The sequence below is a fragment of the Curtobacterium sp. ODYSSEY 48 V2 genome (genome assembly GCF_023712625.1).
In the GTDB taxonomy this organism is placed as follows: domain Bacteria; phylum Actinomycetota; class Actinomycetes; order Actinomycetales; family Microbacteriaceae; genus Curtobacterium.
The window spans coordinates 1-26,706 of the sequence record NZ_JAMAXX010000004.1 but is presented as its reverse complement, the minus strand read 5'-3'; the positions used below and the strand labels follow the sequence as shown (position 1 = coordinate 26,706).

Genomic DNA, 26,706 nt, shown 5'->3' with positions numbered 1-26,706 from the left:
AACCTTGGGCGTTGAGCTGAGTGAGCCCGCTCAGCAACGGAACACGCTGTTTCGCTCAGCGAGAGTGCAGGTCCTACCGGAGCTCGCGGGCCAGTCGGTTCTTGACCGAATCGGGCAGCTGATTGTCGATGAAGGCGTTCAACCGCTCCGGATCCGGCTCGACTCGCTCTGCAGGAGCAAGTTCTTCCCAGGTGTCGTAGTCGCTCGGATCGGCGAACGTCACCACGCCGACACCGTGCGAACGCGCTACGGCCAACACCCCTTGAAGGACCTCGGTGAGTGCGGCTTGCTCCGACGCCGGCACGTGCAGGACGACATATGCGTGGGTTGCAGCGCGCCGATGCGCGAGCGATTCGTAGACGCATTGCACGTCGATCGCATCTGCCGGCTTGACCTCAAACGTTACAACCTCGAGAATCTTCGTCGGCACGTACAGAAGGTTGAGCACCTCCACTGACACGATGTCTGGCCGCGACCATGTGCCGCCGGTCGCGCGGCGCCCTTGCCGCGCGACGATTTCTACCGCAAGAAGGTTCGACCGATGGTCGCGGGCCCACGCGCCTCGGATCACGCCAGCCAGAGGTTCGTAAAGCCCGTCTTCGCGCTGCACTGCCGCGACAGCTGCGACGGCCGCGGCTTCCACGGTCGCGGGGGTCGCGGAGGTCGCGAGCGGCACTACAACTTGAACCTCCGGCTCTTCGTGGTCGTCCGAGACTCGGAAGAGGGTTCCGCCACGACCCACGCCGCGGCCGATCAGGCCTCGATCCACGAGAGCATCCCTAGCGGACCAGTACCGGCCTTCATCCCACCCCAGCTGCTTCTGAGCACGAATATTGCCGATCGTAGCCCCACCCAGAGGAACAATCTCGAACAGCTTTCGCTCGTCATCGTTCCAAGTCTCGTCGTTGTTCAACACTCTTCCCCGCTCGCTAGGTCTATCGTCATCCTGGCAGACTCCGAATCGCAACCACGGATGCCCCTCCTGGCGCGCGTCCGCCGATTTCCGAACTCTCAGCGGTCGCCAAGTATTTGTCCTTGAGTCCCTGCACAGCACACAAACACCCCACAACGGGTCTTCCCCAGCCAGTCTTCACCCACGATTGTGGTTCGACACTTCTTTTGCCGGGACGAGACGTGCGCGAGTACCAACAACTTCCCCAAGAGACAACACCATGACGATGGCCGCTGAACGCGCAGGGGTCGAGGCAAACCGCCAGCGCATTCGTGCTCCGCGCTCGCGGTCGTTCCACCGGATACTTGGCCTTCCTGATCGACAGCTTTTTGCGGATCAGGGTCTGCGGCGACATGCCGATGCGGTCCGCGAGGAGCAAGCAGTACGTGAGCACGTTTTTAAGCTCGCTCCGCACGCGCGGGTCGCCGGCCTTATCCTCCCACTGGAAGCACTCGAGCAACTCCGCCGCCTCGAGCTCAAGAGCTCTTCGCGAGGTTCTCCTCACTGTGGAACTGAGCCCAATCGCGTTCGTCAACGAAAGCCGGTAGCTCGTCGCGCAGCCCCTCTTCCGCCATGCTGCGACGCTAGCAGCGCAGCTGGCGACACCGATACGAGCGCGCGGTCAGTCGGTCATCGAAGCGCTCGCACTGCGCAATCCCTGCCGAACGAACGACGACAACTGGTCAGCCACCGCCACCATGGGACGGCTGAAATCGAGCGCGTGCTGCTCGACCACCGGCCCGTCGACCACCTGGATCCGGCGCGCCTCCGACTCCCCCGCTGCATACACGAGGTGCCCCTTCCTCAACCCGAACCGCCGGCAATACGCCGCTATCTGGTACAGATCAGCGTTCGGGTACTGCCCGTGCTTCTCTACCTTGTACTTCACGTCGATGCAGGCCCGGACCTCCCCGTCGACCACCCACACGAGGTCCGGCGCTATCTTCACCGTCCCCGCAAAATCAAGCGTCGACGCGTATTGAGAGACGAGCACTCCCCCGTACGGCTTAAACGCCTCGCGCAGGGCAGCCGACACGAAGTCCTCGAACACCGACCACATGTCGACGAGGAACCCCGACGCGACGACGGACCCGGCGCGTTGCTCGACCGAAGACCCCGACAGCACGAGCGCCCCCAACGCCAGCGCCAACGAGTACCGCTGGTTCCGCCGATCCGCCCGGACGACCGGCACCGGAGCCCCGACCGGGATCACCGACACCCCGTCGAGGACCCGCACGATCCGCCGCAGCGCCCCGAGCACGTCAGTCGGCACCCCGGGCAGCCGGAGGAGCCGAGTCGCAGCGGTCAGCAGCACCTGGTTCTCCGCGATGTCCTCGACGTAGTCGTCGAACGACACCTCGACCGGTAACGGCTGGCCGCCCCGCCGCGTGAGCTGGTCCGCGATCCGCCACCGCCCACGCACGAGCGGCAGTGCGTCCTCCCGATTGACGTACCCGCGGAGCGGCCCTCCGGCGAGAGCCCGCGAGGCCTGTCGGACGAACGCGTGCGCCAGCGCCGGCACGAGGTCCTCGTCCTCCTCGAACCCGAAGTCGTCCTCGGTCCAGATCTCACTCCCGGCGCGCGCGTACCCGAGCATCGCGAACAGCCGTCGGACGGGCGTCTTCGGCTTGAGCCACACGGTGTGCCCTGCGATCCGTACGACGCCAACCTTGCGGACGCCGCTGACGCGGTACTCGTCCGCGCCGAGCGTCGGCGCGACCGACGCGATGTTCGCGGCGGCCAGCCCGACGGCGACCGCCCGCGGGAGTCGGTGCACGACCGGCTGGTCTGCCTCCCGCAGCTCAATCGTCGGCGGAAGCACCTTCGGCCCCGTCCGCCACTGAGGGCGTGGCCTGGCGACGCAGCGTCGTCAGGCCGTACCGCGCCTCCAGGTCGACGCCATCGCCGTAGTGGTGCTCCGCCAGGAGCGGCAGGATCTCGTACCGCCAGACGTCCTGCAGGCCGGTTCCGGCCAGGTCGCGCATCAGGAAGGACGGGCCCACCTTCGCGTCGTGGTCTTGGATCTGCGCGTTGAGTCGCGTCAGCAGGTCGGCGCGGTCATCCTGGAGGCGATTGGTCACCACCCAGCGCGACAACACGTTTCGCACGGGCTCACGTTCTGGGTGCAGTTCGACGAAGGCGAACCGGCGCCGCATGGCGGCGTCGAGCATCGCGATCGAGCGGTCGGCGGTGTTCATCGTGCCGATGACGAAGATGTTGCTCGGCAGGGTGAACGGCTCGTCGCTGTAGAGCAGCGAGATCTCGCTGTCGCGGTACTCGAGCAGGAAGTACAGCTCGCCGAAGACCTTTGCGATGTTACCGCGGTTGATCTCGTCGATGACCAGGAAGTAGTTCGCCTCGGGGTTGGCGGCAGCGGCGTCGGCGAGGCGGCGGAGCGGGCCCTTTCGGAGAGCGAAGGCGAGGTTGCCGCTGTCGTCGTTCGCGACGGGGCGGAAACCCTCGAAGAAGTCCTCGTACGAGTACGTCGGGTGGAATTGGACGATGGTCGTCTCGCCGTCTGTCCCGTCCGTCACGTGCTTTGAGAGCGCCTGGGCGAGGAACGTCTTGCCGGTGCCGGGCGGGCCGTAGAGGATCACCTGCTTGCGGCGTTCGATGAGGTCGAGGGTGTCCTGCAGCCAGTGTTCGGGCAGGTGGAGGGCAGCCGCGAGCTGACCGTCCACACGGGTGAACGGTGCCCGGACGCCGTGCCCCGGATCGGGGTTGACCGGAACGGGATACGGTCGGGACACCGACTTGGGAAGGGTCGTCGGCTTTTGCCGCCATCGTGAGGACAGCGGCTCCTGGTAGAACAGAGCCGGCCCCCTCGCCTTCTGTTGCAGGGCGATGGTGATCTGCTGGAACGCCTCGTCCTGGTCGTCCTCCATCTGCCCGTCGACCTCGCCGGCGAAAGCCGAACGGATTGCCTCGCGGTCGTCACTCGAGACGACCTCCCCGAAAAACCCCGGGTGTACGAGCAGAAGGAGTTCGTTGCGCTGGATGGGCAGCAATGTCCCCGGCAGCGCCACGACAATATCTCTCCAAGCCGTGGGGTTGTCGAGCGCCCGCTCGCGCTCCTCCTCGCTGAGCCCGAGCCACGCGTCGACGCACTCGATGACGATGGACGTCGCTGCGAACATGTGACCGGAGATGCCCTGGCCGGGGTTGAAGGACCACGAGCGGAACGCCTCGTCGACCTCGGCCGGGATCGTGATGGGGTGCACCATCCGGTCGAGCAGGAACGTCACGCGCTCGCGCTTCTTCCGCTCACCGGGTTGCTCGAGGGGCAGCACTTGCCAGCACAGGAGCTCGGCCATGAGCAGCTTCGCGTCGTCGCTGGCGCCGTCGAACTGGGTCGCGAGCTTCTCGAGGAAGACCGCGCCGTCGACCTCGGGCCGGCCGATGAACCGCTCGCGGAGTTCCGCGACGACATCGCTGCGCCAGACGCCGCGGCCCGGAGCGAAGGCGGAGTCGAGCTGGCGGAGGCCGCGGTCGACGAAGAGCGCGCTGGTCGAGCGGATCGTCTCGGCTCGGCGGTCCGGCGGAAGGATCTCCGTCGCGAGCCGCAGCTGGAGATCTTCCTTGCGCTGCCGGTCGAAGTCCCGCTGGCGAGCGTTGAGGATCGTGGCGAACTCGTCGGGCGCGATCCCCGGCGCGCTGTACTCGCGACCAAGGTCCGTCACGCGCCACTCGCCTCGCCGAGGCTTCTCCATGAAGCCCGCGTTGACCATTGTCGACGATCCCCAGAAGAAGTCGGAGTCGCCGAGCGGCTTGCCCTTTGTGTTCGGCGCGAGCTCGTCGCCTTCGAGCGGGATGCGCTCGAGGACGCCGTTCCACACGTCCAGACGTCGGGCCGTTCCGCCGTTCTGGCCGAGGTAGCGGAGTGCTTCTTGAAGCCTTCGGAGTCGGTTCTCTGCTCGAAACACTGCTGTTCCCCTCGTCGTCGCGGCCGCGGTGCCGTCCGTTTGCCATTCTGCCGGGTCCGCTGGAGCGCACGGCGTTTCAAGAGCGATCGTCAGCGCCCTAGGATCAGCTCACCCGACCCGACCCGAGACGAACACGGAGCGCACATGACCGACGAGATCGACGTGGTCCGCGACGAGGACGGCGCGACGTTCTTCGGATCCGAAGCAACCATCGAGCGCTTCCTCGCCGCCAACGATCTGCCGTCCCGCGAGTTCGATCTCCCCAGGCTGAGCCAGACACTCAGCGGCGCGTCCGGCGTGGCGAGCGCCGCCGCTCAGGTCGCGGCGGGATCTGGCCGCTGGGTCCAACTGACAAAGGAGTCGGCCAAAGCGCTCGACAAGTTCTCTGCGATGAAGGGGTCGAGCGCGGGTGTGAGCCGCGCCATCGTCACCGAGAACGGGAAGATCAAGAACATCCTCGAGTTCACCAAAGCGGGCTCGATGCTCACCAGTCCTGCGATGCTCACCGGCGTCGCCGGACTCATGGCGCAGCTGGCCATGCAGCAGGCGATGGACGAGATCACGGACTACCTCGCGAAGATCGACGCGAAACTCGACGACGTGTTGCGCGCGCAGAAGGACGCTGCAGTCGCGGATCTCATCGGCGTTGAACTGATCATCAACGACGCGTTGCGCGTGCGTGATCGTGTCGGTCACGTGAACGCGGTGACGTGGTCGAAGGTGCACGGAACAGAGTTCACCATCGCCCGTGCGCAGTCATACGCACTCCTGCAACTCGACGCTCTGGCCGAGAAACTCGAGCGCACGTCGAAGGTCGGCGAGCTCGCGGACCTGACGGAGAGCGCCGAGCGATCCGTGCATGAGTGGCTTGCGGTCCTGGCACAGTCGTTCAAGCTGCAGGAGGGGGTGGCGATCCTGGAGCTCGACCACGTGCAGCGCACCGCGCCGGACGACCTCGACCACCACCGGGAGTCGCTCCGCGATGCACGCCGTGCACGCCGTGATGCGATCACCCAGCGCACCGAGACGCTCCTGCTGCGGATCGATGCGGCGGCTCGGATCGGCGACGTTTCGGTGGTGCTGCACCCGCTCGACTCCCGCACTGTCGTCCGCTCGACCAACGCCGTCGCCGGTCAGGTCATGGCGTTCCACGGCGGGATGGGCGTCGATGGGTCTCGCGCCGAGCTGGAGTCGAAGCGGTGGCGAGCTGCGTTCGGTGACGCGGCCGAAGGTGCCCGGGACCGCATCGTCGAAGGCGGTACGGACGGTGTCGAAGTGGCGCGCAAGCTCGGCGGTCAGGCGCTGGAGCAGGCGGGCAACGCTGCAGAAGCTGCGTCAGCCCGTCTCGGAAGTTGGGCGAACAAGCTACGTCGACAGGCCGACGACAAAGACCGCGGCGATGCCCAGTGAGATCCCGAGCGGATCGCCGCTTCACCGAAGGTGGATTTGGCTCGTCGTCCGAATGAAGAGCCGGTCGTAGTTCCGTGCCCGAGCGCTCACCTGCCCGGCGGCCAGCGGGCGACCGTCCCTCCGTCGGTACAGCTGTCGAGCATTGAGGACGTCTGCGATCTCACGGCTGGTCATCGGCGCTCCGGCGTCACGCAGTACCTCGATCATCGCTTCGTGCAGGGTCATGACGTCATCATCCCTTGTGCAACTCCCGCGGCCAACGAAGCACTTGAAGGTAGCGACTACCTAGACGGCGGCCGCGACCGCCAACTGCGCTCTCGCCACCACCGCATCCGCCGCCGGCGGCCTCCCGTACGCCTCCCGGTAGTCCCGCGAGAAGTGCGACGCGCTCCGGAACCCCACCGCGGCCGCAGCCCGCGCCGCGGTGTCCCCGTGCACGACCATCCGCCGCCGCGCCTCCCCCAGCCGCGTCCGCTTGAGGTACTGCGCCGGCGTCATCCCCGTCGCCTCCTTGAACCGGGCGAACAACGTCGACTCGCTGACCCGGAGCTCCCGCGCGAGCCGCTCCATCGACCACCCCTCCGCCATCCGCCCGTTCAGCAGCGCCGTGGCTCCGGCGACCACCGAGGGCCCGGTCCCGTCGAGCGCCGCCGTGATCCGCGGCGCCTGCTCCGTCTGCAGCAACCGCAGCACGATCTCCCGTGACACCAGCGGGAAGAGCACGGGAATGTCCTCCGGCGCGTCGAACAGCCCGATCAGCCGGGCGAACGCGTCGGCGAGCGGCTCTGTCCAGCTCCCCAACCGAGGCAACGACGTCACCGCACCGGACGGCGACGAACCAGGAGCAACCGCAGCAGCAGCCGGCACCGACATCGAGGCGACGACCTCCCCGACCACCACCGGGTCCAGTCGCCAGACGACCGCGACGAACCCGTCCTCCCCCGCTGCGTCCACGACCCCGGCGACGACCGGCAGGTCCACCGGCGTGATGATGAACCGCTCGCGCCCCCACACCTGGTCGTCGTCCCCGACGATCGAGCGCTTCCGCCCCCGCAGCACGACCGACATCGACGGTTCGTAGCGCCGGTCGAACAATCCGGCCGGCTCGTGCACCTTCGACACCGTCAGCCCGAGCGCTTCCGCGTGGTGCGCCGACCCGACACGAGCAACCGCATCCTGCCGGTCCCGCCCCGGCACGGCTGCGTGCGCGGATGCCGTCGCCGCCGCACGGTCGAGGTGCTGCGCGATCCGCTCGTCCACACCGCCACGCTAACCACGCGTCGAGCGCTGCGACAGCGTGCAGGGGTGCCGCTGCGGGATCCGGCAAGGTCCTCGCGGATCAGGGCAAGCCGGGGCGACCGAGCACGCCGGAGCATCGACCCATGACCACCACACCCACCTCCCAGACCGAACCCCGCACCGCCCTCGTCACCGGCGCCTCGAGCGGCATCGGCGAAGCCATCGCCCGCGAACTCGCCGCCGCCGGCCTGACCGTCGCCGTCCACGGCCGCGACGAGCAGCGCACCCGCGCCGTCGCCGAGGACATCGAGCGCCAGGGCGGTCACGCCGTCGCCCTCACCGCCGACCTGTCGCAGGGCCCCGACGTCGTGCCCGCACTCGCCGCCGAGGCCCGGGACCAGCTCGGCGGCCACGTCGACGTCCTCGTGAACAACGCCGGTGTCTACCCGGGAGGCCCGACCGAGTCCCTCGACGACGACACCGTCGACGCCCTGCTCGCCACGAACATCCGCGCACCCCACGTCCTCGTCGCGGCCCTCGCCTCCGGCATGGCGGAGCGCGGCAGCGGCCACATCGTCAACATCGGCTCGTGGATGGCCCGCGTCGGCGTCCCCTTCATGGCCCTCTACCCCGCCACGAAGGCCGCCGTCGAACAGCTCACCCGCGCCTGGGCCGCCGAGTACGGGCACCGCGGCATCCGGGTCGTCACCGTCGCCCCGGGAGCGACGGCGACCCCGGGCAACGCCGACTCGGCCGACGTCCTCGCCGCGATGACGCAGGGCACCCCTGCAGGCTGCCCGGTGCAGCCGGTCGACATCGCCCGCGCCGTCCGCTGGGTGGTCTCCGACCACGCCGCGTTCGTCACCGGCGGCACCATCGACGTCGACGGCGGGATCGCGTCGACGGGACTGGACTGACCGGACCGACGCACGCGGACAAGCGGAGTCTCTGACGGACAGGAGGCGCGGTGCCGGCCGACACCGCGCCTCCCGTCCGCGCAGCGCGCTGATATGCTGCCGGACGTACCACTTCGGGGGAAGGAACACCGTGACGGATGTCGTCATCGACGCGAGGGTGATCCGCGGCATCGCTGGCAGGATCGAACAGAGTCAGACGCAGCTGAGCAGCATCGCAGTCACCGTGCTCGGTAGTGCGGACTTCGGCGCAGCCGAGGTGCGCTCCGCGTTCGAGACCGCACTCCGCGTCCAGGCCGATACGATCGCCGTCCTCGAGAACAACACCTGCGCAGTCGCGAAGCAGGCGCACGGGGTCGTCTCTGCGTTCGAGGACTGGGACGCTTCCCGAGCTCGCGCGGCCGGCCGGTGATCGCAGATCCGACCGCTGGCGATCCACGGTCCATTCGTTCCGTCGCACTGCGTCTTCAACAGCGATCGTCGGGGATCCGCTCAGCCTCGAATGAGGTGCGCCAGCAGGCGGCGGTCATCACTGACGGCGAGTGGAAAGCGAAGAACAAGACGTCGTTCATCGCCGCAGCAGTCGAAGTCGGCGCCGGCGGCGAGCGCATCGCCAGCCATGTCGATCGAGCTGCCACAGTCCTGATCGCCTACGCGACGAGGATCGAGCAGATCCAGTCTGAAGCCCAATCGATCAAGGCGGCTCAGGACCGGAACCACGACGACCTGAGTGCGAATGCCCGGGCGGTCGAGAAGTTGCGGGAGTCGGACGCCGATGACGCCTCGGTCCGCATGCTCGGTCTTTCCGCGGTGGCAGCCGGACTGCAGGTGTCGAAAGTTGCGCTCGAACAGTCGTGGCAGGACCTCGTCGTTCGCCGCCGGGCGGCTGATGCGGAGGCCGCGTCGAAGCTCGGTGAGTCCGAGGTGATCGGCGCGTTCGCGACGAGTGCTGCCGCGATCACGGGGATGACCGACGAGCAGCTGCTCGCCTTTCTCAGCGGCTTGGGACCCGAGGAGATCGCCGCGTTCGCCGGCAACACTGCACTCGCTGACCGGCTTCGCAAGGTCCTCGATCCGAAGGCAGTAGCAGATTGGTGGTCCGGGCTCGGCGGCGACGACGGGAAAGGCTCGCGGGATGCGCACTCGGCCGTCCAGGAGGCGTTCATCGCGGCCTTCCCTGTTGTGGTCGGCAACCTCAACGGCGTCGCCTACTGGGCGCGTGACTCCGCGAACAGGATCACGCTGAAGTCTGCGCTCGCCGACGCGAAGCAGCGAGTGCAGGCACTGGAAGCGCAGCGCAACGGACCCGGATGGTCTCCTGCCCTGGAGGCGCAGCTGGCTGACGCCACGAAGTACCGCGACCAGTTGCAGAACTTCGACGCGGGTCGCAGGAAGCACTACGACCTCAACCGGGAGGGCGTCCGTCAGCTCACGTCCCTCACGCTGGGTCCTCCCCCACTCGGCGCGATAAGCATCGGCGATCTCGATACCGCAGCGAACGCCACGTACGTCGTGCCCGGGATGGGGACGACCCTGCAGGACTCCACGCGGCTCCTCCTCGCTGCGGCGAACCTCCGGAATGCGCAGTCCCTCTTCACGACCGACGACACCGCGGTCGTCGCATGGATCGGATACGAGACGCCCGGACCGATCGCGGGCGGCGACCCCTCGGTCCTGTACGACGGCAAGGCGCACAAGGGCGCTCCGCTGCTCAGCGCCGAACTGGAGGGCTACCGCGCCTCGGTTGGTCCGGACACGAAACTCAACGTCGTCGCGCACTCTTACGGAACGACGATGAGCAGCATAGCCGTCAGCCAATCGCCAGACCTCGGCGTGAACAGCTACGTTGCTCTCGGCTCTGCGGGCATCCCCATCGACGTCCCGAATGCTGCTTCGCTGCACGCTGACCACGTGTACGCGGGCACCGGCGACGAATGGGTCGCTCCGGGTGGGCGCATCGGAAGTGGTCGGAACGACCCTGACTCGTTCGGCTTCGGCGCCGAGCACCTCGATGTGGGTCCTGGCAGCGGGAACGAGGGCGTCAACGCTCATGATCCGCTGCGGCACGATGACGACGAGAACCGAGACAAATGGGGATACTTCGATGAAGGCACGAAGTCACTCCTGAGCACGGCGGAGGCCACAACTCGATGAACGCTCTTCAGAGACACGGAGCGACGGCACTCGTCGTCGCCGCTGCGCTTCTCACGGGCGGCTGCGCGGGCCAGCCAGGAACTCCACAGACCACACCGACAATCACTCGATCGGAATCGCGCATGACCCCGGACGAAGTTCGCAGCGAGAGCCTGACGATCGTCGAGAAGCTCCGCGCACTGGATGAAGCGGCCCTACCGGAGCTGCGGCAGCCGACCGCGACCGAGTGCGGACCACGCTCCGACGAAGGAGTGCAGTTCAGCTGGTCGGTCGAAGGCAAGTCACCCTCCGACCCGCAGGCCTACATCGACCGCGCCGAGGCCGTGCTCAAGGAGAACGGCTACTCCACGCACCGGACCACGACCTCGCTGAACGACGGCCGACCCCTGCACTACCTCGGCGCCGACGGCGACGGACGCCCGAAGATCGGGTTGGGCTCCAGCGCCCTGAACACCGTCCTCCAGCTCTCGTCGGACTGCGCCGACGGCAATGCCAGCGACTTCGGGTGAGCCCTGCACCGGCGCACTCGTCCTGACGGGCGACCCACGCTCAGCCGTGGCGGACGAACCTCGGCCCCTCGTACCCGTCCCGCGACACGTGCGCCGTGAATTCGGCAAGCGACCGCACCCAGTGCCCCTGCTCCCCGTACAGCGCCTGGTACACGACGACCGGCTCCTCGGTCTCGACGTCCCTCGCCACGAGGACCACCTCGTACTCCCCGCCCTTGAAGTGCCGGTACCGCCCAGGCATCACGTCGCTGCTCACCCGCACGATCGTAGGGCTCCTCGCGGGCGCCGCCAGCCGTCGAGGGGTGACCACCCGTCGGACGGGAGGCACGCTGCAGTCCGCCACCGCGCCTCCCGTCCGCCACACGGTCACGTCCGATCCGACAGACCAGCACCGCCGGTCCTGCTTGACTGGACACACCAGGGGAACAACGGCGGGCGCTGCGCGCCGCAGCTCGACAGCACGAGGGGGAACGACATGGCCACGCTCAGCACCCGCGAGCGAGACCGTCGCGGCGGACGCATCGTGCTCGCCGTCATCGCGCTCATCGCCGCGGCCGTCTCGGTATGGCTGCACTTCCACACGGGCACGATCCGCCCGTCGGCGTTCTGGGTGCCGACGCTCGTCGGGCTGGCGTACGGAAGCGTCGTGTGGCCGATCGGTCAACGCCGCAGCTCCGGGTGGTGGCCCGATCTCGTGTGGGTCGGATTCCTCGGCGTCTTCTTCGTCCTGATCGCGAGCAAGACGTTCTCCGCGCCGGCATGGTTCCTCGCCGTCCTCGTCGGGGCGCTGCTCACCGAGGCCGTCCACCCAGCGAAGCGTGCCGCACCGTCCGCGGTCGCGAAGCTCCCCCTCGACCAGGTCCGCCCCTGGTCCGGCTCCGGCGTCACCGCGGCGGTGACCGAGCGCCCCTTCGGGCAGCCGCACGCGAAGCCAGCCGTCCTCGTGACCACACAGGACGGGAGCACCGTCTTCCTCGTGATGGACCTCGCAGCGTTCTTCGACGGCGAGACCGGCATCGCGGAGTCCGCGAACGGGGAACAGCTGACGTTCCTCTCGCGCAAGGGTGTGGCGCCGAGGTCCTCCGTGCTCGACGATGCGACGCCGGGGCTGGCAGACGGGACGCTGTTCCTCTTCACCGGCCGACAGGACGCCCGGCCGTCCGCCGTGTTCAGCAACGAGGACGCGCTCGCCTTCGAGCAGTGGGTCCGGACGATCCCGGAGGACTGAGGGGCGAGCGGAGGACCCGTTCGGTACGGTGGCCCTCGGAGGGGGAACGATGAGCGACAGCATCAACACGTGGGGTGGCACCGAGGCGAAGGCGGCCGGCGAGCCGCTGTTCGTCGTCCAGCGGCCGAGGTTCCCCCAGCAGATCCTCATCGTGCTCGGCGGAGCCGCAGTCGTCTTCGGGCTGCTCGGAACCGTGATCGAGCAGTTGGTCGTCCCGGGCTCGGACAGCACCGCGTTCGTGCTGATCGGCCTGGTGGGTGCCTTGTTCCTCCTGATCGGTCTCGCACTGGCAGCCGGACGCGTGACCGTGTTCGACCGGCACTACCTCGTGAAGTCCGGCTTCGGGAAGGCCCGTCGTCGCGAGGTCGACGACATCCACGTGCTCCGGTACGGGACGCAGTCGGCCGGCGGTGGGCCGACCTTCATCAGCCTGACCGCGTGGAACGACCGCAAGAAGAAGCAGTTCACGGTCTTCACGAACTTCCGCGGGTACGACGAGTTCACGGCGTGGTTGGCGGAGCGGCGACCCGAGCAGTGGACGGAGTGCGAGCGGCTCGGGCTACCGGAGTGAGCAGCGGCTTCGGTCGTTCCTGCACAGCCGGCAAGCGGCGCACCTCCCCCACATCGTCGTCGTCCGCGACCGCGATCACGCCTCGGCACGACAGGCTCGAGTGGTGGAGCAGTGGGAAGCCGACGACGCACGCCGTCGCCACATGGCCCGCTTCGGCCGGCGTGACACGGCACCCGAGCTCGCACTGCGCCGGGAGCTGCACCGCCGCGGCCGTCGATTCTTCATCGACCGGCAGGTCAGCCGCCGGTGCCGCGTCCGCCCCGACCTCGTGTTCCCTCGTGCTCGAATCGCGGTCTTCGTGGACGGCTGCTTCTGGCACCTCTGCGAGGAGCACACGCACCTACCGAAGGCGAACGCCGAACTGTGGCGGCGGAAGCTCCTCGCGAACCGGCAGCGCGACGCCCGGAACCAGGCGATCCTGACGGCCGAGGGCTGGCGGGTCCTCCGCTCGTGGGAGCACGACGATCCCGCAGCGGTCGCAGACCGCGTCGAGGACGAGCTCGACCGCTGGGCCGTCATCGTCGGCCGACCGGAAGGGCGGGGACGAGAGTGACGAGTGGCTGTGCTCCGACCGACGGGCGTCAGAGGGCGATCCGACCGCCTGCCCACGCCTGCATCGTGGCATCGTGCGTCGCCACCACGATCGCGCTCCCCGCACTCCGGAGCTGCTCGAGTGCGTCCCGCACCAGCGCCGCGCTCATCTCGTCGAGCGAGGCCGTCGGCTCGTCCGCGAGCACCAGCAACGGCCGTTGTACGAGCACCCGCGCGGCGGCGACCCGCTGCTGCTCCCCACCGCTGAGGAACCCCGCCCGCATCCGGAGGCGGCCCCCGAGCCCCACCGCGTTCGCCGCCTCCTGGACCCGCTCGTCGCGCTCACGCCGAGGGACACCGCTCGGCCGCACGACGCCGAGGTTCTGCTCGATCGTCCACTGCGGCACGACCGCGTGGTCCTGCACGACGAACCCGACGCGGTCCCGCCGCATCAGCCGCCGGGCGCGACGAACACTCCGGTGCACGTCCTCGCCCCGCAACCGGACAGCCCCTCGCGTCGGGGTCTGCAGTCCGCCGAGGCATCGGAGCAGCGTGCTCTTCCCCTGCCCCGACGGTCCGAGGACTGCGACGGCGTCCCCCGGACGGACGGACAGGGACAGCTCGTCCCACAACTTCCGGGGCCCGATGTCGAACCCCAGTCCGTCGACTTCGAGCACCGGCGCTCCGATCACCATGTCTTCCTCCACGCTTCCGCTCGACGCGTCGGCATCACGGCGGACACCACGCCGAGCAACACGAGGGCTCCCGCTCCGCTGGCGACGCCTGCGGTGAGGATCACGTCCCCACGAGCTCCCGACAACGCACTCGTCACCGCGGCGGTGGTCAGGGCTGTGCCGCTCGCGCCGACGAGGAACCACCGGTGCCGGACCAGCGGGTGCCGTCCGACCAGGTACTGCACGCGCCCGAGTCGAGCAGTGCGGACGCGGTGTTCACCCACGAGCGAGATCGCTGCGAGCACGAGGGCCGACAACGCAGCACCGACGGCCAGCAGCAGCGTGTGGCGCTCGGTCCGGAGTTCTCCGAGTTGCCGTTCCACGCGGGCCCCCACGCGGTCGACCTGCAGGACGATATCCGCGAGCCCGGCAGCTCGCAGCTGGCGTTCGAGAGCCGCACGGTCGGCGAAGCGCACCTCGCCGTTCGCGACGCCGGTCCCGACCTGGTTCGGTGCGAGGTCCTTCGGGTCGGGAACGACCAACACGGGGATGTCCGGCCACGTCGGCAGCAGCGGTTCGATCCCGTTCGTCCAGAGGATCGCGGACTCGGTGACGGCTGCGGTCGAGCGCACCGGTCGGATCCGGATGTCGAGTGGTCGCGGAGGCTGACGTCCTTCCACCTGCCAACCGGTTGCGATGTCCGCCGCTGCCGCATCGCGGAGCGCGTCGCTCTCGCTGGCGAGGGCATCGGGCACGAGCAGGAGTGGTTGCCCGTGCGGAGGGAGGCCGCCCGGCACGAGTGCACGCAGGGACGCGCTGGCGTCGCCGACCAGTGTGAACCGATCCGTGAAGGAGGAGTAGGCCATGCTGGCGTCCCCTCGCGCGAGTGCTCCGGTCGCGATGGCCCCCAACGCCTGGTCCTGCTCGAGGGTCGTCGACGCTGTCCCGAGCACGACGTCGTCCCCGTGCGCAGCTTCGGCGACCAGGATCCGTTCGGCCTCGGCGGTGGTCCGCTGACGGTCCTGCAGGCACTGCACGTCGGCGACGGCCACGATGACGAGTGAGATGCCGGCGGCGGCGACGAGGACCATCGGCCATCGAGCCTCCGCAGCGCGGTGGGTCGCGGCAGCGCTCAGCAGGGCGCAGCCGACGTGCAGCACGAGGGCGGCCAGCAACGCCGCGAGGACGCACACCACGACGACGACCGTCGTGAACCGGAGCGCCGGAGCGCCGGCCCCGTGCACCGCGAGCGCCACCGGCGGACCGACGCATGCTGCGGTCGCCACCGGGCCCGCCAGGCGACCGAGGTCCAGGGCTTCCGCGCAGGCCACGCTCCCTCCGGACCAGCCCGCTCGCAAGCGAAGGTCCTGCCGTCCGGCACGGCGTCTCGACTCGGCGACGAGCGCGATCCCCAGTCCGAGCAGGACGGCGACCGCGACGAGCGCGATGGTCGGCCGTGCCAGGACCACGACGAGCGCCTCGACCGGAGCGGGCGTCGTGTCGACCGTCGTGTACCCGGCCTGCCGCAGCTCCTCGGTGAACCGTCGGACCGACCGTCCGTCGCCCTCGACCGCCATCGGACCGAGCAGGTCGAGCGTGCCACCGTCACCGATCGGCCGTGTGCTGATCGCCGCGCCGATCCCGGGTTGCGTTGCCGGCCCCCGGAACGTGTAGGCGGTCCACACCCCGGGCCGTCCGTCACGATCCGGAACCAGGAGCGAGACTCGCACCCCGGAACGCTCAGCCGCAGCGGTGATGTCCCGGATGTGTTCGACCTTCGTCTCGCCGACCGGCAGCTCAGCGAGCTCGAGCGTCGCCCGCCCGGCGAGGAGCCCGAGTGCCTCGACCTCGCCGACGACGGACACCGCGAGCACTGCCGACAGCGCGAGGACGGCTGCCACCGCCAGGACGGTGGCAGCCGCGAAGTTCCTCATCCGCGGCGGGCCCAGAACGCCTGGTTTCCGGAAACCGCCTTCGGCCGGTGGGCGTACGCGACCTTCGTCGGTGGCTGCCACGCCGATCGGGTCACGACGCCGTGCGACTTCACCGATGCACGGTGCGTAGAGCCGTTGTGCTGGTAGACCGAGTGCACCTCGCCGCTCCACACGCCGTAGGTCCACGTGCCGCCCTCCGGGTAGGCCGTCCCGTTCCGGGTCTCGCCGACCCGGTCAGCGGACGCGCCTCCCTCGACCACCCGTCCGGACGACGCCGGAGAGTCCGACGCCACCGCCACCGCCGCGGTCGCTCCGACCGGCCCGATGGCGGCCACGACGACCGCGGCGGCTGCGATCGAGATCAACTTCTTCCCCACGCTTGCTCCTCCTCCACTCCTGACGGGTTCCCGTCAGGAGCGCCACCGTAGCAACCGGAACACCGCGGGTCACGCATGGTATATCAAGCTGGTGCGAGGAGAACGGACGGGAGGCGCGGTGCCAGCCGGCACCGCGCCTCCCGTCCGTCATCCGGTCGCGACCGCGACCCGCACTCACCAGGTGAGCACGAACCGCCCCCGCGTCCCGCCGACCTCGAGCCGCTCGTGCGCCTCCGCAGCGCGCGACGCGGGCAGCACCTCGGCGACCCGCGGCACGAGCACCCCGTCCTCCACCGCCTGCCGCAGCTCCTCGAGCAGGTCGAACGACGTGTACTCGGAGAACACCATGATCCGCTCGAACCGGATCCCGCGAGCACCGTTGCCCTCCCAGCCCCGCACGTCCGCGAAGAACCCGCCGTCGCGCACCGCGTCGACGACCTCGTCCCGCTGCACCGCGGCATCGGCGAGCGCGTCGACGCCGTCCGGCACGATGCCGCGCACGGCTGCGGCGAAACCGTCCCCGCGGCGCACCATGTGGTCCGGCCCGAGGGACCGCACGAGGTCCTCGTCCTTCGGCGCTGCGTCGGCGATGACCGTGATGCCCCGCTGCTTCGCGAGCTGCACGACGTAGTTGCCGAGCAGCCCCGCGGATCCGGTCACGGCGAGTGTGTCGCCCTGCGAGAGCTCCGCGCGGGCGAGGATCTGCAACGCGGTCAGGCCGTTCATCGGGACGGTCGCGGCTTCCTCGATCGACAGCCCCGCCGGGATCCGTGTGAAGGACCCGACCGGCGCGACGAGGTGCTCCACGTAGGCGCCGCCGTGCTCGGAGAGCGGCAGGGCCATCGCCATCACCTGGTCCCCGACCTGCCAGCCCTCGACGTCGTCGCCGACCTCGTCGATGACGCCGGCGGCGTCCATGCCCGGCACGTACGGCGGCGAGGCCTCGGACGAGTCACGCTGCCCTGCGCGCACGCCGGTGTCCGTGGGGTTCACGGCGAACGCCTGCACCCTGATGCGGACGGTGCCGGAGCCGGCGTGGGGCTCCGGGACCTCGTGGACGGCGAGGGCTTCGGGCCCTCCGAACGTTTCGACTCCGACGACCTTCATGTCCCCCGGTCTACCCGCCCCCGGGTCCGTGGACTCAGCGGACGTTGCAGGAGCGAACAACCGCTCGGGTACCGTCAGCCGCCCGTGTCGACCAGGCAGGGCGATCCGAGTTCGACGCGGTCAGCGCTGTACAGGTCGACGGAGACCCCCTGATCACGGTCGAGCATCACGACGCCCCCGCCCACGAACCGGGTGCCGACCGCGAAGTCTTCGGCCTGCAGGAACCGGACCGCCGGTGCGATGGCAGCCTTCGTCTGCTCGGGCGTCCCAGCCGAGTCGTCGGCGCCGGGACCACGCCAGGAGTAGTGGACCAGGACGCCGTCGTCGGAGTTGTCGAGCCGACACGGCTGGACGTCGACGCTGACCTGGTCGTCGGTCGGTGCCTCCTGTCCGAGCGCGTCGACGACCCGTCCTCCCAGCGCGACGAGTCCGGCCCCCGCCTGCTCGGGCGTCCGGCTGGTCTCGAGTGCGGTCGGCGGTGCTGCCCGTCGCGCTGCGTCAGCCTGCGCCTCGCCCACGGACAGCAGCGCGAAGGGCACCATCGTCAGCATCGCGACCGCGCCGAGCGCCCCGCAGACGGCGATGCCGGCAGCGGCCCCGGTCCGCCCTCGCTTCGCGGCGATCACCAGGGAGACGATCGCGGTCGCCGGGACGAGCACCGCGATGAGTCCACCGGTGACGAACGCCGCGGCGAGGCCCTGCACGGTGGCCCGCTGCTCGACCGTCGGCGCCGCCGTCGTCGCGATCGCGTACACGATGACGAGGCTCCCGACCACGAACGCCAGGATGCTCCCCGCGATCCACGCACCGCTCGGCGCCCGTCGCGACGGGTGGTCCGAGCGCCCGGTCCCGGCTGGCTCCTCGGTGCCGGCCGGCTGTCCCGCGTCGTTCATCCGTCCCCCTCGCTCGTCGAGCGCCCCGCCTCCACGCTACCGAGGGATCGGCGCTCCGGCCGCGCTCCCAGACTGCACCGCCAAGCTCGAGCACAGGGGGGTCCACATGCACGAACACCGCCGCCACTGGCCGTGGCCCGTCGTCCTGCTCGCCGGCGCGCTGATCGGCGCCGCCGAACCGTTCGGCATCATCGGTGAGGCCTGGATCGCCGACCCGACCGTCGACGAGCCGATCGTGACCCCGACCGACTGGTGGCCGCCGGACTCGTCGTTCCTCGGCCTGCTCGCCGTGCTCGGTGTCCCCCTCGGAGCAGTCCTCGGCGTCCTGGTCGCGGCGACGCTGTTCGCGCTCGCCCGGGTCGTCGACGATGCGCTCGGTGTCCTGCCCGCGGCCGTGGTCTGCGGTGTGCTCGCGGCGGGTGTGGCCGGGTTCCTGGGCCTGCCCCTCGCCGCCGTGGTGCAGCCGCCGCCGGTGACGATGCCCTTCGTCCTCACCGCCGCAGGTCTCGCCGGCTTCCTCCTGACCGCGGGGGCGCTGGGGACCCTCCGCCGCCCCGTCGCGAACGACTGACCACGCTGAGCCGATCGCCACCGCTCAGTGCCACGTCCGCATCGCCACGACCACCGCGACCGGCAACGACACCGCGAGCACGATCCCCACGACGATCGCCAGTGCCCGCGCCACCCGGATCCCCTGCTGCCCCACCCAGATCAGCAGCAGGATCGCCGCCAGGTAGAGCGGCGGCACGAACAGCAGCGGCACGAAGCCGAGCCCGGTCCACTCGACGAGAGCGCCCGCGAGCAGCTCGTACACGGTGCAGCCGGCGGCCACCACGAGTGCGACCCACACGCTGACGGGTGCTCGACGTCCCGGCGCCGCGGCCGTCACGCGCTCACGCATCGTCGTCGTACCCGTCACCGGGCCCTCCGGCCAGACAGGTCGTCTCGATCATCACGTCACCCGAGGTCCGGGTCACGCCCGCGTTCCCCTCCGCGAGCCAGTCGTCACCGACCACCCTGATGTCCCACCCGAGCGGATCGGCGTCACGGAGCCCGGCGTCGAGGAAGACCTCGCGGACCGGAGCCAGACGCCCTTCGGCCTGGTCCTGCGGCAGGAGGTCGGCCTTGCGCTCCGCCTCGGTCTGCGGCTCCTCGTCCGCGTCCTCATCGGCAGGGAACGACCACCGCCACGTGTACTCCGTGCCCTGCTCGAGGTTCGACAGCGAGCAGCCGCGTGGGAACTGCACGACGTCGCCGGTCTCCGGGTCACCGCCCATCGCCCGCACCGCGCGCTCCCCCACGGCCGCGAGGTCCCGCTCGGCCTGCGCCGGCGTCCGGCTCGTCTCGGTCGCGGTCGGCGGCTGCGCCCGCTGCTCCTCCTCCGCCGCCCAGCTCTGCGCGACCCGCGTCGTCGGGTACCCGAGCGTCACGGCCGCGAGGACCACGAACACCGCACACCCGATCGGCCCGACCAGCGTCACCGACCGGTCGCGCCGACGCTGCACGAGCAGCAGGACCAGTCCGGTCAGCGGCACACCGGCGCACACGACCGTGACGACGATGCTCCCCCCGGTCTGCCCCGAGAGCGTGTGGGTGGAGTTCCCCGCGCCGTTGTACCCGGCGAGCGCGACGAGCAGCCACGCGATCCACCCCGCGGGCAGCAGCAGCCCGCTCGCCACGATCCACCAGGTGCCGTTCCGCCGCCTCGGCGGCGACCACGCGACGTCGTCGACCATCGATCCCCCGTTCCCCACGACCACCGTACCGACCGGCCGGGAGGCACGTGACCAGCCCGCCCCGCGTCTCCCGTCCGCACGCACCGGCCGGGAGGCCCGCTACCGGCCCGCCCCGTGCCTCCCGTCCGTCTCCCGGTCGCCTGCCGAACAGCACCCGCCGGGTGCGGACGAGCGGTCCGGAACGGCGCCCGGCCGATCCGCCTACGCTCGAACGAATGCCCGCCCCGCACCACCCTGCCGACCAGCCGTCGTCGTCCGACGGGTTCATCCGCGTCCGTGGCGCCCGTGAACACAACCTGCAGGACGTCGACGTCGACATCCCCCGCGACCGGATCGTCGCCTTCACGGGTGTCTCCGGCTCGGGCAAGTCGAGCCTGGCGTTCGGCACGGTCTTCGCCGAGGCACAGCGTCGCTTCCTCGAGTCCGTCGCGCCGTACGCACGGCGGCTCATCGCGCAGGGTTCGACACCGCACGTCGACGTGATCACGGGTCTGCCCCCGGCGGTCGCCCTGCAGCAGCGCCGCGGCGCCCCGAGCACCCGCTCGACCGTCGGCACCCTGACGACGTTGAGCAACTCGGTCCGCATGCTCTACTCGCGCGCCGGCACCTACCCCGAGGGCGCCGAGCAGCTGTACTCCGACTCGTTCTCGCCGAACACCGTCGCCGGGGCGTGCCCGCGCTGCCACGGCCTCGGCACCGCGCACGAGGTGACGGAGGCCTCGGCGGTGCACGACCCGTCGCTGTCCATCCGCGAGGGCGCGATCACCGCCTGGCCCGGTGCATGGCAGGGCAAGAACCTCCGCGACGTGACGGCGGTGCTCGGCTACGACATCGAGCGTCCGTGGCGGGAGCTCCCGCAGGAGGACCGCGACTGGCTGCTCTTCACCGAGGAGCAGCCCGTCGTCGAGGTCCACCCGAAGCGCGACCGGGTGGCGAAGCCGTACAAGGGCCGGTTCTGGAGCGCCCGGCAGTACACGCTGCACACCCTCGCCGACTCCCAGAGCGAGACCCAGCGGAACAAGGCCCTGCGCTTCGTCGAGTCCGGCCCGTGCCAGCTCTGCCACGGCTCCGGGCTGACCCGGGCAGCCCTCGCGGTGACGTTCGGCGGCCTGTCGATCGCCGCGTTCAACGCACTGCCGCTCGCACAGGTGGCCGAGGTCCTGCGCCCCGCAGCCGAGCTGAAGGACCCGTCGCCCGCGCAGAGCCGTGTGACGTCCGGGGAGCGGTCCGAGGTCGCGAAGTCGATCGCCACGGACCTGCTCGGTCGGGTCGAGGTGCTCGTCGGACTCGGCCTCGGGTACCTCGGGCTCGACCGGGCGACGCCGACGCTCTCCCCCGGTGAGACGCAGCGCCTGCGGATCGCGACGCAGCTCCGGTCGGGGCTGTTCGGCGTGGTCTACGTGCTCGACGAACCGAGCGCGGGGCTGCACCCGGCGGACGCGGAGTCCCTCGTGCAGGTCCTCGACGACCTCCGCGCCAGCGGCAACAGCGTCTTCGTGGTGGAGCACGACATGGACATCGTCCGGCGTGCGGACTGGATCGTGGACGTCGGCCCCGGGGCCGGTCCGGGCGGCGGGCGCGTGCTGTACAGCGGCCCGCCGGAGGGCCTGGCCGACGTCCCCGAGAGCGTCACGCGGCGCTACCTGCAGCCCCGGACCTCGCCCGTCGAGTACGAGCTGCGCGAACCCGTGGGCACGCTCGAGCTCCGTGACCTCACCCTGCACAACCTGCGCGGCCAGGACGGGAAGGGGCTCGACGTCGACCTGCCCCTCGGGGTGTTGACCGCGGTGACCGGGGTCTCCGGCTCGGGCAAGTCCTCGCTCGTCGGTGGCGTGCTGCCGTCGGTCGCCACGCAGCACCCGCTCGTGTCCCGCGTCGTCGAGGTCGATCAGAAGCCGATCGGCCGCACACCCCGCTCGAACCTCGCGACCTACACGGGCATGTTCGACGCAGTGCGCCAGGCCTTCGCCGCGACCGACGACGCCCGGGAACGCGGCTGGACCGCCGGCAGGTTCTCGTTCAACGTCGAGGGCGGCCGCTGCGAGGTCTGCCAGGGCGAGGGCTCGGTCTCCGTCGAGCTCCTGTTCCTGCCGGGCAGCTGGGCGCCGTGCCCGGAGTGCCACGGTGCCCGGTACAACGCCGAGACGCTCGAGGTCCGCCGGGCCGGCTCGACCGTCGCGGACGTCCTCGGCATGACCGTCGACGAGGCATCGGACGCCCTCGCCGACCTGCCCGCCGCCGCCCGCGCGCTGGATGCCCTGCGCAGCGTCGGCCTCGGCTACCTCCGACTCGGGCAGCCCGCGCCGGAGCTGTCCGGCGGCGAGGCCCAGCGCATCAAGCTCGCCACCGAACTCCAACGCGCACGGACCGGTCACACGCTCTACCTGCTCGACGAGCCGACCACGGGCCTGCACCCGGCGGACGTCGAACTCCTCACCGCGCAGCTCCAGCGGCTCACCGACGCAGGGAACACCGTCGTCGTGGTCGAGCACGTGATGACGGTCGTCGCGCAGGCGGACCACGTCGTCGACATGGGTCCGGCCGGTGGTGACGAGGGCGGCCAGGTCGTGGCATCCGGGACACCGCGCGAGGTCGCGGCGTCCGCCACGAGCCGCACGGCGCCGTACCTGCGGGCAGCGCTCGGGAGCTGACGAACGGGGGCGCCCCGCCGGGAGACGATCCACGGAACGGCAGATGACGATCCTGGTTCACGGAACCCGGCGCTGAACGCGGCATCCTCCGATCGGAGGATGCACCTCCGCCCGCCCCTCCGATCCGCCGGAGCCCACGCACCCGTCAGGCTGGACGCATGTCCACCACACCGGCCGTCACGGTCGAGCACCTCACGAAGCAGTACTCCGGCGGCAAGACCGCCGTCGACGACGTCTCCTTCACGATCGACGCCGGCGAGACCTTCGCGCTGCTCGGCCCGAACGGTGCCGGCAAGTCCACCACGGTCGAGATCCTCGAGGGCTTCCGATCCCGCACCGGCGGCGAGGTCCGGGTCCTCGGGCACGACCCCGCGCACGCCAGTCGCAGCCACAACGCCCGCGTCGGCATCGTCCTGCAGACCAGCGGCGAGTCCCCGAACGTCACCGTCGCCGAGGAGCTGCAGCACTTCCGTCACATGTACCCGCGCAGCCGCCCTGTGGACGAACTCCTCGCCGCCACCGGACTCGAGGCTCAGCGCAACACCCGCATCAGCCGCCTCTCCGGAGGGCAGCGCCGCCGCGTCGACGTCGCCCTCGGGATCATCGGCCGACCCGAGGTCCTGTTCCTCGACGAGCCGACCACCGGCTTCGACCCCGAGGCCCGCCGGCAGTTCTGGCAGCTGATCCGGAGCGTCAGCGCCGAGGGCACCACCGTCCTGCTCACCACGCACTACCTCGACGAGGCCGCGCACCTCGCGGACCGCGCTGCCGTGCTCGCCGGCGGACGACTGCTCGACGTCGCCCCCATCGACGCGATCGGCGGACAGGACGCACGCACCCCGATCGTCCGGTGGCAGGACGACACCGGCGCGCGGCACGAGCGCCGGACGACCGACCCGACCGCACTGGTCCGGAGCACCACGACCCCGATGCACGCGCTCGAGGTCGTCCGACCCTCGCTCGAGGACGTCTACCTCACCATGATCTCGGAGCACGCAGCATGAACCCCGCAGTCAGCATCCGCCTCGGCGCCCACCGCATCGCGTACGAGCTCCGGTCGTACTTCCGCGCACCGGACTCGGTCTTCTTCACCTTCCTCTTCCCGATCGTCATGCTCGCGCTGTTCTCCGTCGCCTTCAGCAGCGCCGACGACATCCAGGCGGGGCCGGGCGTCAGCGTCGACTACGCCACCTACTACCTGCCCGGACTCGTCGCCGCCGGCTTCCTGCTCTCCGGCACGCAGGCACTCGGCGTGGACATCGCCGGCGAGCGCAGCGACGGGACGCTCAAGCGCCTGGGCGGCACCCCGCTGCCGGTCGTGAGCTACTTCGTCGGCAAGATCGGCATGGTCCTCGTGACCTCGATCGTGCAGACCGCGCTGCTCCTCGTCGTCGCGGGCGTCGTCTTCGGCGTCGACTTGCCGACCGACGGCGGTGCGTGGGCGCGGTTCGCCGGCATCATGCTCCTGGGTGTCGCGACGGCGAGCGTCCTCGGCATCGCGATCTCGGCGCTCCCCCGCGAGGGCCGCCGCGCCACCGCCACCGTCGTCCCGATCGTCCTGGTCCTGCAGTTCATCTCCGGTGTGTACCTCCCCTTCACCCAGCTGCCCGACTGGCTGCAGACCGTCGCGAGCGTGTTCCCGCTGCGCTGGATGGCATCGGGGATGCGCTCGGTCTTCCTGCCGGACGCGTTCGCGTCCGCCGAGCCGGGAGGCGCGTGGCACCTCGGACTCGGAGTCCTCGTCCTGGCAGCATGGCTGGTCGTCGGCACCGTCGCCTGCCTCCTGACGTTCCGGTGGAACCGGCGGGACTCCTGATCGTGGCTGTGGAGAACGCCCGCACCGGCCGCACTCGATGGGATGCTGTCGGCATGGACCGGATCACCAGGCACCGCAACTGGGGACTGCACGTCGCGGTGGCAGTCGCCGTCGCGCTCGTGTCGGTGATCGCAGCGACCGACTGGTCGCCCTGGCCGTCACGCTGGCCTGCCTTCGTCGCCCTCGGGTTGCTCACCCTGGCGTACGTGACGTACGGCTGGCGTGGGTACGACGAGCCCCGCGCCGCAGCAGCCTTCGTGCCGTTGCTCGTGGTCGTCGCCCTCGCGCTGCCCGCGGTCGTACCGAGCACCGCGTTCATCCAGTCCGTCCTGTTCCCCGTGGCATGGTGCCAGGTCGAGCGCGTCCGTACCGCCGTCTGGGTCTCGGTCGCCATCGGCATCGCGTCGGGCGTCGGCCTGCAGATAGCATCCGGCCTGGACGCCCTCGCCGGCACGATCATCATCGAAGCGATCAGCGTCCTCGGCGCTTGCGCGCTCGGGCTCTGGATCTCCCGGATCGCCAGGCTGTCCGACGAGCGCCGCAGGCTCATCGAGCAGCTCGAGGCGACGCAGCAGTCCCTCGCCGAGGCGAACCGCGCTGCCGGGGTCACGAGCGAACGGGAACGCCTGGCCCGCGAGATCCACGACACCGTGGCGCAGGACCTCGCCGGCATCGTCATGCTCACCGAGCGGGCACGCGCCGACCTCGCTGCCGACCGGTCCGACCGGCTCGACGAGCGCCTCGCCGTGCTCGAGGAGTCCGCCCGGACCGCGCTCGAGGAATCGCGGACCCTGGTCGCGGCCGGCGCCGCGGGGGTCGCCAGCGACGGCCTGGGTGCTGCGCTGCACCGGCTCGGCGAACGCTTCACCCGCGAGACAGGCATCCCGGTCGCGGTCGACGCGCCGGACTGCCCGCTCGACCGCGACGCGCAGGTGGTCCTGCTCCGCGTCGGTCAGGAGGCACTGGCGAACGTCCGCGCACACGCTCGGGCCACCTCGGCGCGCGTCGCACTGCACGTGGACGGCCGGTGCGTCGTCCTGCGTGTCGAGGACGACGGCGTCGGCTTCGACGCCGCTGCACCGACCGTCGGGCACGGCCTGCGTGGGCTGCGCGACCGACTCGCCCTGGCGGGCGGGACCTGCGTCGTGACGTCGACACCGGGGACCGGCACCGCGATCGAAGCGTCGGTCCCGGCCGGAGCCGAACCGAGCCTCCCGGCCGCACCGGAGCAGTCCTCCGTCTTCGGAGCGACGCGGTGATCCGGGTCGTGGTGGCGGACGACCACCCGATCGTCCGCGCGGGCATCGTCGCCCTGCTGCAGGACGCCGACGACGTCGAGGTCGTCGGGCAGGCCAGCGATGGTGACGGAGCCGTCGCGACCGTCCTGGCGGAGCGTCCCGACGTCGTGCTGATGGATCTCCGGATGCCCGGATGCACCGGAGACGCGGCAACGGCACGCATCCTCGCGCGTGAGCCGGGCATCCGTGTGCTCATCCTGACCACGTACGAGTCCGACGACCAGATCCTGGCGGCGATCGAGGCCGGCGCCTCGGGCTACCTGCTCAAGGCGGCTCCCGAGTCCGAGATCCTCGCGGGCCTCCGTGCGACCGCCCGAGGCGAGACCGCGCTCGCGCCCTCCGCAGCTGCAGCGCTCGTGCGCCGGACCACCGCCAGGGCCCCGGTCGGGCCGGCGCTGAGCCCGCGCGAGCTCGAGGTGCTCCAGCTCGTGGCGCAGGGGAACTCGAACCCCGCCATCGGGCGCGCCCTCTTCGTCAGCGAGACCACGGTGAAGACGCACCTCGGGCACGTGTTCGAGAAGCTCGGCGTGAACGACCGCACCCGAGCGGTCACCCGCGCGATGGAGCTCGGCTTCCTGCGCTGACGACCGGAGCGGCTCGGGACGGCGAACAACGCAGCCAGATCCCTGGTCGGCCCGGAAACGCAGGAAACCCCTGACCGATCACGGTCAGGGGTTTCCTGGTGTTGCTGAAGTTGAGTCCGGCGGCGTCCTACTCTCCCACAAGGTCCCCCTTGCAGTACCATCGGCGCTGAGAGGCTTAGCTTCCGGGTTCGGAATGTGACCGGGC

At 70.4% G+C, this 26,706-nt stretch carries 28 protein-coding genes and 1 rRNA gene; 14 read left to right on the top strand and 15 right to left on the bottom strand.

Going from position 1 to position 26,706, the window contains the following annotated elements:
- Positions 1 to 73: 73 nt before the first annotated feature.
- The 4 genes from M3666_RS07170 to M3666_RS07155 all read right to left on the bottom strand — a co-directional run bounded on the left by M3666_RS07170 (position 74) and on the right by M3666_RS07155 (position 4,875).
- Positions 74 to 916 carry a hypothetical protein gene (locus M3666_RS07170; protein ID WP_251154880.1) on the bottom strand — a complete coding sequence of 281 codons (843 nt, stop codon included), beginning with the start codon at positions 914 to 916 and terminating at the stop codon, positions 74 to 76.
- A gap of 25 nt (positions 917 to 941) precedes the next feature.
- A complete protein-coding gene (locus tag M3666_RS17035; protein ID WP_308301844.1) occupies positions 942 to 1,457 on the bottom strand; it encodes a MazG-like family protein in 516 nt (171 codons plus the stop codon).
- 117 nt (positions 1,458 to 1,574) lie between these two features.
- Positions 1,575 to 2,729 carry an McrC family protein gene (locus M3666_RS07160; protein WP_251154879.1) on the bottom strand — a complete coding sequence of 385 codons (1,155 nt, stop codon included), beginning with the start codon at positions 2,727 to 2,729 and terminating at the stop codon, positions 1,575 to 1,577.
- A 25-nt stretch (positions 2,730 to 2,754) separates the two neighbouring features.
- Entirely contained in the window at positions 2,755 to 4,875 is a 2,121-nt protein-coding gene (locus M3666_RS07155) for an AAA family ATPase (protein ID WP_251154878.1), read from the bottom strand.
- Positions 4,876 to 5,019: 144 nt separating this feature from the next.
- Here M3666_RS07155 and M3666_RS07150 point away from each other — a divergent pair, with 144 nt between their 5' ends.
- On the top strand, positions 5,020 to 6,285 hold the full coding sequence (locus M3666_RS07150; RefSeq protein WP_251154877.1) for a hypothetical protein: 1,266 nt from the start codon (positions 5,020 to 5,022) through the stop codon (positions 6,283 to 6,285).
- Between the two features lie 21 nt (positions 6,286 to 6,306).
- On the opposite strand, the gene M3666_RS07145 is transcribed toward M3666_RS07150, so the two are convergent.
- Complete coding sequence (locus M3666_RS07145; protein WP_251154876.1) at positions 6,307 to 6,510, bottom strand: HTH domain-containing protein; 204 nt, start codon at positions 6,508 to 6,510, stop codon at positions 6,307 to 6,309.
- A gap of 60 nt (positions 6,511 to 6,570) precedes the next feature.
- Complete coding sequence (locus M3666_RS07140) at positions 6,571 to 7,545, bottom strand: AraC family transcriptional regulator (RefSeq protein WP_251154875.1); 975 nt, start codon at positions 7,543 to 7,545, stop codon at positions 6,571 to 6,573.
- Between the two features lie 122 nt (positions 7,546 to 7,667).
- On the opposite strand from M3666_RS07140, the gene M3666_RS07135 reads away from it, so the two are divergent.
- From M3666_RS07135 to M3666_RS07120, 4 genes are all read left to right on the top strand, one after another.
- Positions 7,668 to 8,441 (top strand): SDR family NAD(P)-dependent oxidoreductase, encoded by a 774-nt coding sequence (locus tag M3666_RS07135; RefSeq protein ID WP_251154874.1) that lies wholly within the window; start codon positions 7,668 to 7,670, stop codon positions 8,439 to 8,441.
- 130 nt (positions 8,442 to 8,571) lie between these two features.
- On the top strand, positions 8,572 to 8,850 hold the full coding sequence (locus tag M3666_RS07130; RefSeq protein WP_066653505.1) for a hypothetical protein: 279 nt from the start codon (positions 8,572 to 8,574) through the stop codon (positions 8,848 to 8,850).
- A gap of 95 nt (positions 8,851 to 8,945) precedes the next feature.
- Positions 8,946 to 10,592 (top strand): alpha/beta hydrolase, encoded by a 1,647-nt coding sequence (locus M3666_RS07125; RefSeq protein ID WP_251154873.1) that lies wholly within the window; start codon positions 8,946 to 8,948, stop codon positions 10,590 to 10,592.
- A gap of 122 nt (positions 10,593 to 10,714) precedes the next feature.
- The gene (locus M3666_RS07120; protein ID WP_144411268.1) at positions 10,715 to 11,101 is read left to right on the top strand and encodes a hypothetical protein; all 387 of its coding nucleotides are present in this window, start codon (positions 10,715 to 10,717) and stop codon (positions 11,099 to 11,101) included.
- 40 nt (positions 11,102 to 11,141) lie between these two features.
- Here M3666_RS07120 and M3666_RS07115 read toward each other — a convergent pair whose 3' ends face one another.
- Entirely contained in the window at positions 11,142 to 11,357 is a 216-nt protein-coding gene (locus tag M3666_RS07115; protein WP_235426534.1) for a DUF1653 domain-containing protein, read from the bottom strand.
- Positions 11,358 to 11,576: 219 nt separating this feature from the next.
- On the opposite strand from M3666_RS07115, the gene M3666_RS07110 reads away from it, so the two are divergent.
- The 3 genes from M3666_RS07110 (at position 11,577) to vsr (ending at position 13,453) form a co-directional block, all read left to right on the top strand.
- Positions 11,577 to 12,329, top strand: coding sequence for a hypothetical protein (locus tag M3666_RS07110; protein ID WP_251154872.1), 753 nt, complete (start codon positions 11,577 to 11,579; stop codon positions 12,327 to 12,329).
- Between the two features lie 49 nt (positions 12,330 to 12,378).
- On the top strand, positions 12,379 to 12,900 hold the full coding sequence (locus tag M3666_RS07105) for a hypothetical protein (protein ID WP_251154871.1): 522 nt from the start codon (positions 12,379 to 12,381) through the stop codon (positions 12,898 to 12,900).
- A gap of 103 nt (positions 12,901 to 13,003) precedes the next feature.
- Positions 13,004 to 13,453: a DNA mismatch endonuclease Vsr gene (gene vsr, locus M3666_RS07100; RefSeq protein WP_251154870.1), complete on the top strand. Its 450-nt coding sequence runs from the start codon at positions 13,004 to 13,006 to the stop codon at positions 13,451 to 13,453.
- Positions 13,454 to 13,481: 28 nt separating this feature from the next.
- Here the strand turns inward: vsr and M3666_RS07095 are convergent, their stop codons facing one another.
- The 5 genes from M3666_RS07095 to M3666_RS07075 form a co-directional block, all read right to left on the bottom strand.
- Positions 13,482 to 14,126, bottom strand: a complete 645-nt coding sequence (locus M3666_RS07095) for an ABC transporter ATP-binding protein (protein WP_251154869.1) — start codon at positions 14,124 to 14,126, stop codon at positions 13,482 to 13,484.
- The gene (locus M3666_RS07090) at positions 14,120 to 16,006 is read right to left on the bottom strand and encodes a hypothetical protein (RefSeq protein WP_209683262.1); all 1,887 of its coding nucleotides are present in this window, start codon (positions 16,004 to 16,006) and stop codon (positions 14,120 to 14,122) included. Before M3666_RS07090 ends, M3666_RS07095 begins: the two co-directional genes overlap by 7 nt.
- Positions 16,007 to 16,035: 29 nt before the next feature.
- Positions 16,036 to 16,416: a lactococcin 972 family bacteriocin gene (locus M3666_RS07085; protein WP_066653484.1), complete on the bottom strand. Its 381-nt coding sequence runs from the start codon at positions 16,414 to 16,416 to the stop codon at positions 16,036 to 16,038.
- A 174-nt stretch (positions 16,417 to 16,590) separates the two neighbouring features.
- Positions 16,591 to 17,523, bottom strand: coding sequence for an NADP-dependent oxidoreductase (locus M3666_RS07080; RefSeq protein WP_209683268.1), 933 nt, complete (start codon positions 17,521 to 17,523; stop codon positions 16,591 to 16,593).
- 74 nt (positions 17,524 to 17,597) lie between these two features.
- Positions 17,598 to 18,416, bottom strand: coding sequence for a hypothetical protein (locus tag M3666_RS07075; protein WP_251154868.1), 819 nt, complete (start codon positions 18,414 to 18,416; stop codon positions 17,598 to 17,600).
- Positions 18,417 to 18,522: 106 nt separating this feature from the next.
- On the opposite strand from M3666_RS07075, the gene M3666_RS07070 reads away from it, so the two are divergent.
- Positions 18,523 to 18,987, top strand: coding sequence for a hypothetical protein (locus M3666_RS07070; RefSeq protein WP_209683273.1), 465 nt, complete (start codon positions 18,523 to 18,525; stop codon positions 18,985 to 18,987).
- 24 nt (positions 18,988 to 19,011) lie between these two features.
- Here M3666_RS07070 and M3666_RS07065 read toward each other — a convergent pair whose 3' ends face one another.
- Together M3666_RS07065 and M3666_RS07060 are read right to left on the bottom strand one after the other, a co-directional pair.
- Positions 19,012 to 19,335, bottom strand: a complete 324-nt coding sequence (locus M3666_RS07065; protein ID WP_251154867.1) for a hypothetical protein — start codon at positions 19,333 to 19,335, stop codon at positions 19,012 to 19,014.
- Complete coding sequence (locus M3666_RS07060; protein WP_251154866.1) at positions 19,310 to 20,152, bottom strand: hypothetical protein; 843 nt, start codon at positions 20,150 to 20,152, stop codon at positions 19,310 to 19,312. The genes M3666_RS07065 and M3666_RS07060 overlap by 26 nt, the downstream gene beginning before the upstream one ends.
- Before the next feature lie 215 nt (positions 20,153 to 20,367).
- Between M3666_RS07060 and M3666_RS07055 the strand changes: the two genes are divergently transcribed.
- The 5 genes from M3666_RS07055 to M3666_RS07035 all read left to right on the top strand — a co-directional run bounded on the left by M3666_RS07055 (position 20,368) and on the right by M3666_RS07035 (position 26,501).
- Entirely contained in the window at positions 20,368 to 22,803 is a 2,436-nt protein-coding gene (locus M3666_RS07055; RefSeq protein WP_251154865.1) for an excinuclease ABC subunit UvrA, read from the top strand.
- A gap of 158 nt (positions 22,804 to 22,961) precedes the next feature.
- A complete protein-coding gene (locus tag M3666_RS07050; protein WP_209683285.1) occupies positions 22,962 to 23,807 on the top strand; it encodes an ABC transporter ATP-binding protein in 846 nt (281 codons plus the stop codon).
- Positions 23,804 to 24,619 carry an ABC transporter permease gene (locus M3666_RS07045; protein ID WP_251154864.1) on the top strand — a complete coding sequence of 272 codons (816 nt, stop codon included), beginning with the start codon at positions 23,804 to 23,806 and terminating at the stop codon, positions 24,617 to 24,619. The genes M3666_RS07050 and M3666_RS07045 overlap by 4 nt, the downstream gene beginning before the upstream one ends.
- Before the next feature lie 53 nt (positions 24,620 to 24,672).
- Positions 24,673 to 25,878, top strand: a complete 1,206-nt coding sequence (locus M3666_RS07040; RefSeq protein ID WP_251154863.1) for a sensor histidine kinase — start codon at positions 24,673 to 24,675, stop codon at positions 25,876 to 25,878.
- Entirely contained in the window at positions 25,875 to 26,501 is a 627-nt protein-coding gene (locus M3666_RS07035) for a response regulator transcription factor (RefSeq protein ID WP_251154862.1), read from the top strand. Before M3666_RS07040 ends, M3666_RS07035 begins: the two co-directional genes overlap by 4 nt.
- A 114-nt stretch (positions 26,502 to 26,615) precedes the next feature.
- Here M3666_RS07035 and rrf read toward each other — a convergent pair.
- Positions 26,616 to 26,706, bottom strand: a 5S ribosomal RNA gene (rrf, locus tag M3666_RS07030); the annotation flags it as partial.

Excerpts from the sequence above, each read along its gene's own strand:
- M3666_RS07075 (WP_251154868.1), bottom strand. The coding sequence starts at position 18,416 with ATGAACGACGCGGGACAGCCGGCCGGCACCGAGGAGCCAGCCGGGACC.
- M3666_RS07050 (WP_209683285.1), top strand. The coding sequence starts at position 22,962 with ATGTCCACCACACCGGCCGTCACGGTCGAGCACCTCACGAAGCAGTAC.
- M3666_RS07135 (WP_251154874.1), top strand. The coding sequence starts at position 7,668 with ATGACCACCACACCCACCTCCCAGACCGAACCCCGCACCGCCCTCGTC.
- M3666_RS07105 (WP_251154871.1), top strand. The coding sequence starts at position 12,379 with ATGAGCGACAGCATCAACACGTGGGGTGGCACCGAGGCGAAGGCGGCC.
- M3666_RS07110 (WP_251154872.1), top strand. The coding sequence starts at position 11,577 with ATGGCCACGCTCAGCACCCGCGAGCGAGACCGTCGCGGCGGACGCATC.
- M3666_RS07070 (WP_209683273.1), top strand. The coding sequence starts at position 18,523 with ATGCACGAACACCGCCGCCACTGGCCGTGGCCCGTCGTCCTGCTCGCC.
- M3666_RS07095 (WP_251154869.1), bottom strand. The coding sequence starts at position 14,126 with ATGGTGATCGGAGCGCCGGTGCTCGAAGTCGACGGACTGGGGTTCGAC.
- M3666_RS07045 (WP_251154864.1), top strand. The coding sequence starts at position 23,804 with ATGAACCCCGCAGTCAGCATCCGCCTCGGCGCCCACCGCATCGCGTAC.
- M3666_RS07055 (WP_251154865.1), top strand. The coding sequence starts at position 20,368 with ATGCCCGCCCCGCACCACCCTGCCGACCAGCCGTCGTCGTCCGACGGG.
- M3666_RS07060 (WP_251154866.1), bottom strand. The coding sequence starts at position 20,152 with ATGGTCGACGACGTCGCGTGGTCGCCGCCGAGGCGGCGGAACGGCACC.
- M3666_RS07080 (WP_209683268.1), bottom strand. The coding sequence starts at position 17,523 with ATGAAGGTCGTCGGAGTCGAAACGTTCGGAGGGCCCGAAGCCCTCGCC.
- M3666_RS07145 (WP_251154876.1), bottom strand. The coding sequence starts at position 6,510 with ATGACCCTGCACGAAGCGATGATCGAGGTACTGCGTGACGCCGGAGCG.
- M3666_RS07120 (WP_144411268.1), top strand. The coding sequence starts at position 10,715 with ATGACCCCGGACGAAGTTCGCAGCGAGAGCCTGACGATCGTCGAGAAG.
- M3666_RS07150 (WP_251154877.1), top strand. The coding sequence starts at position 5,020 with ATGACCGACGAGATCGACGTGGTCCGCGACGAGGACGGCGCGACGTTC.
- M3666_RS07040 (WP_251154863.1), top strand. The coding sequence starts at position 24,673 with ATGGACCGGATCACCAGGCACCGCAACTGGGGACTGCACGTCGCGGTG.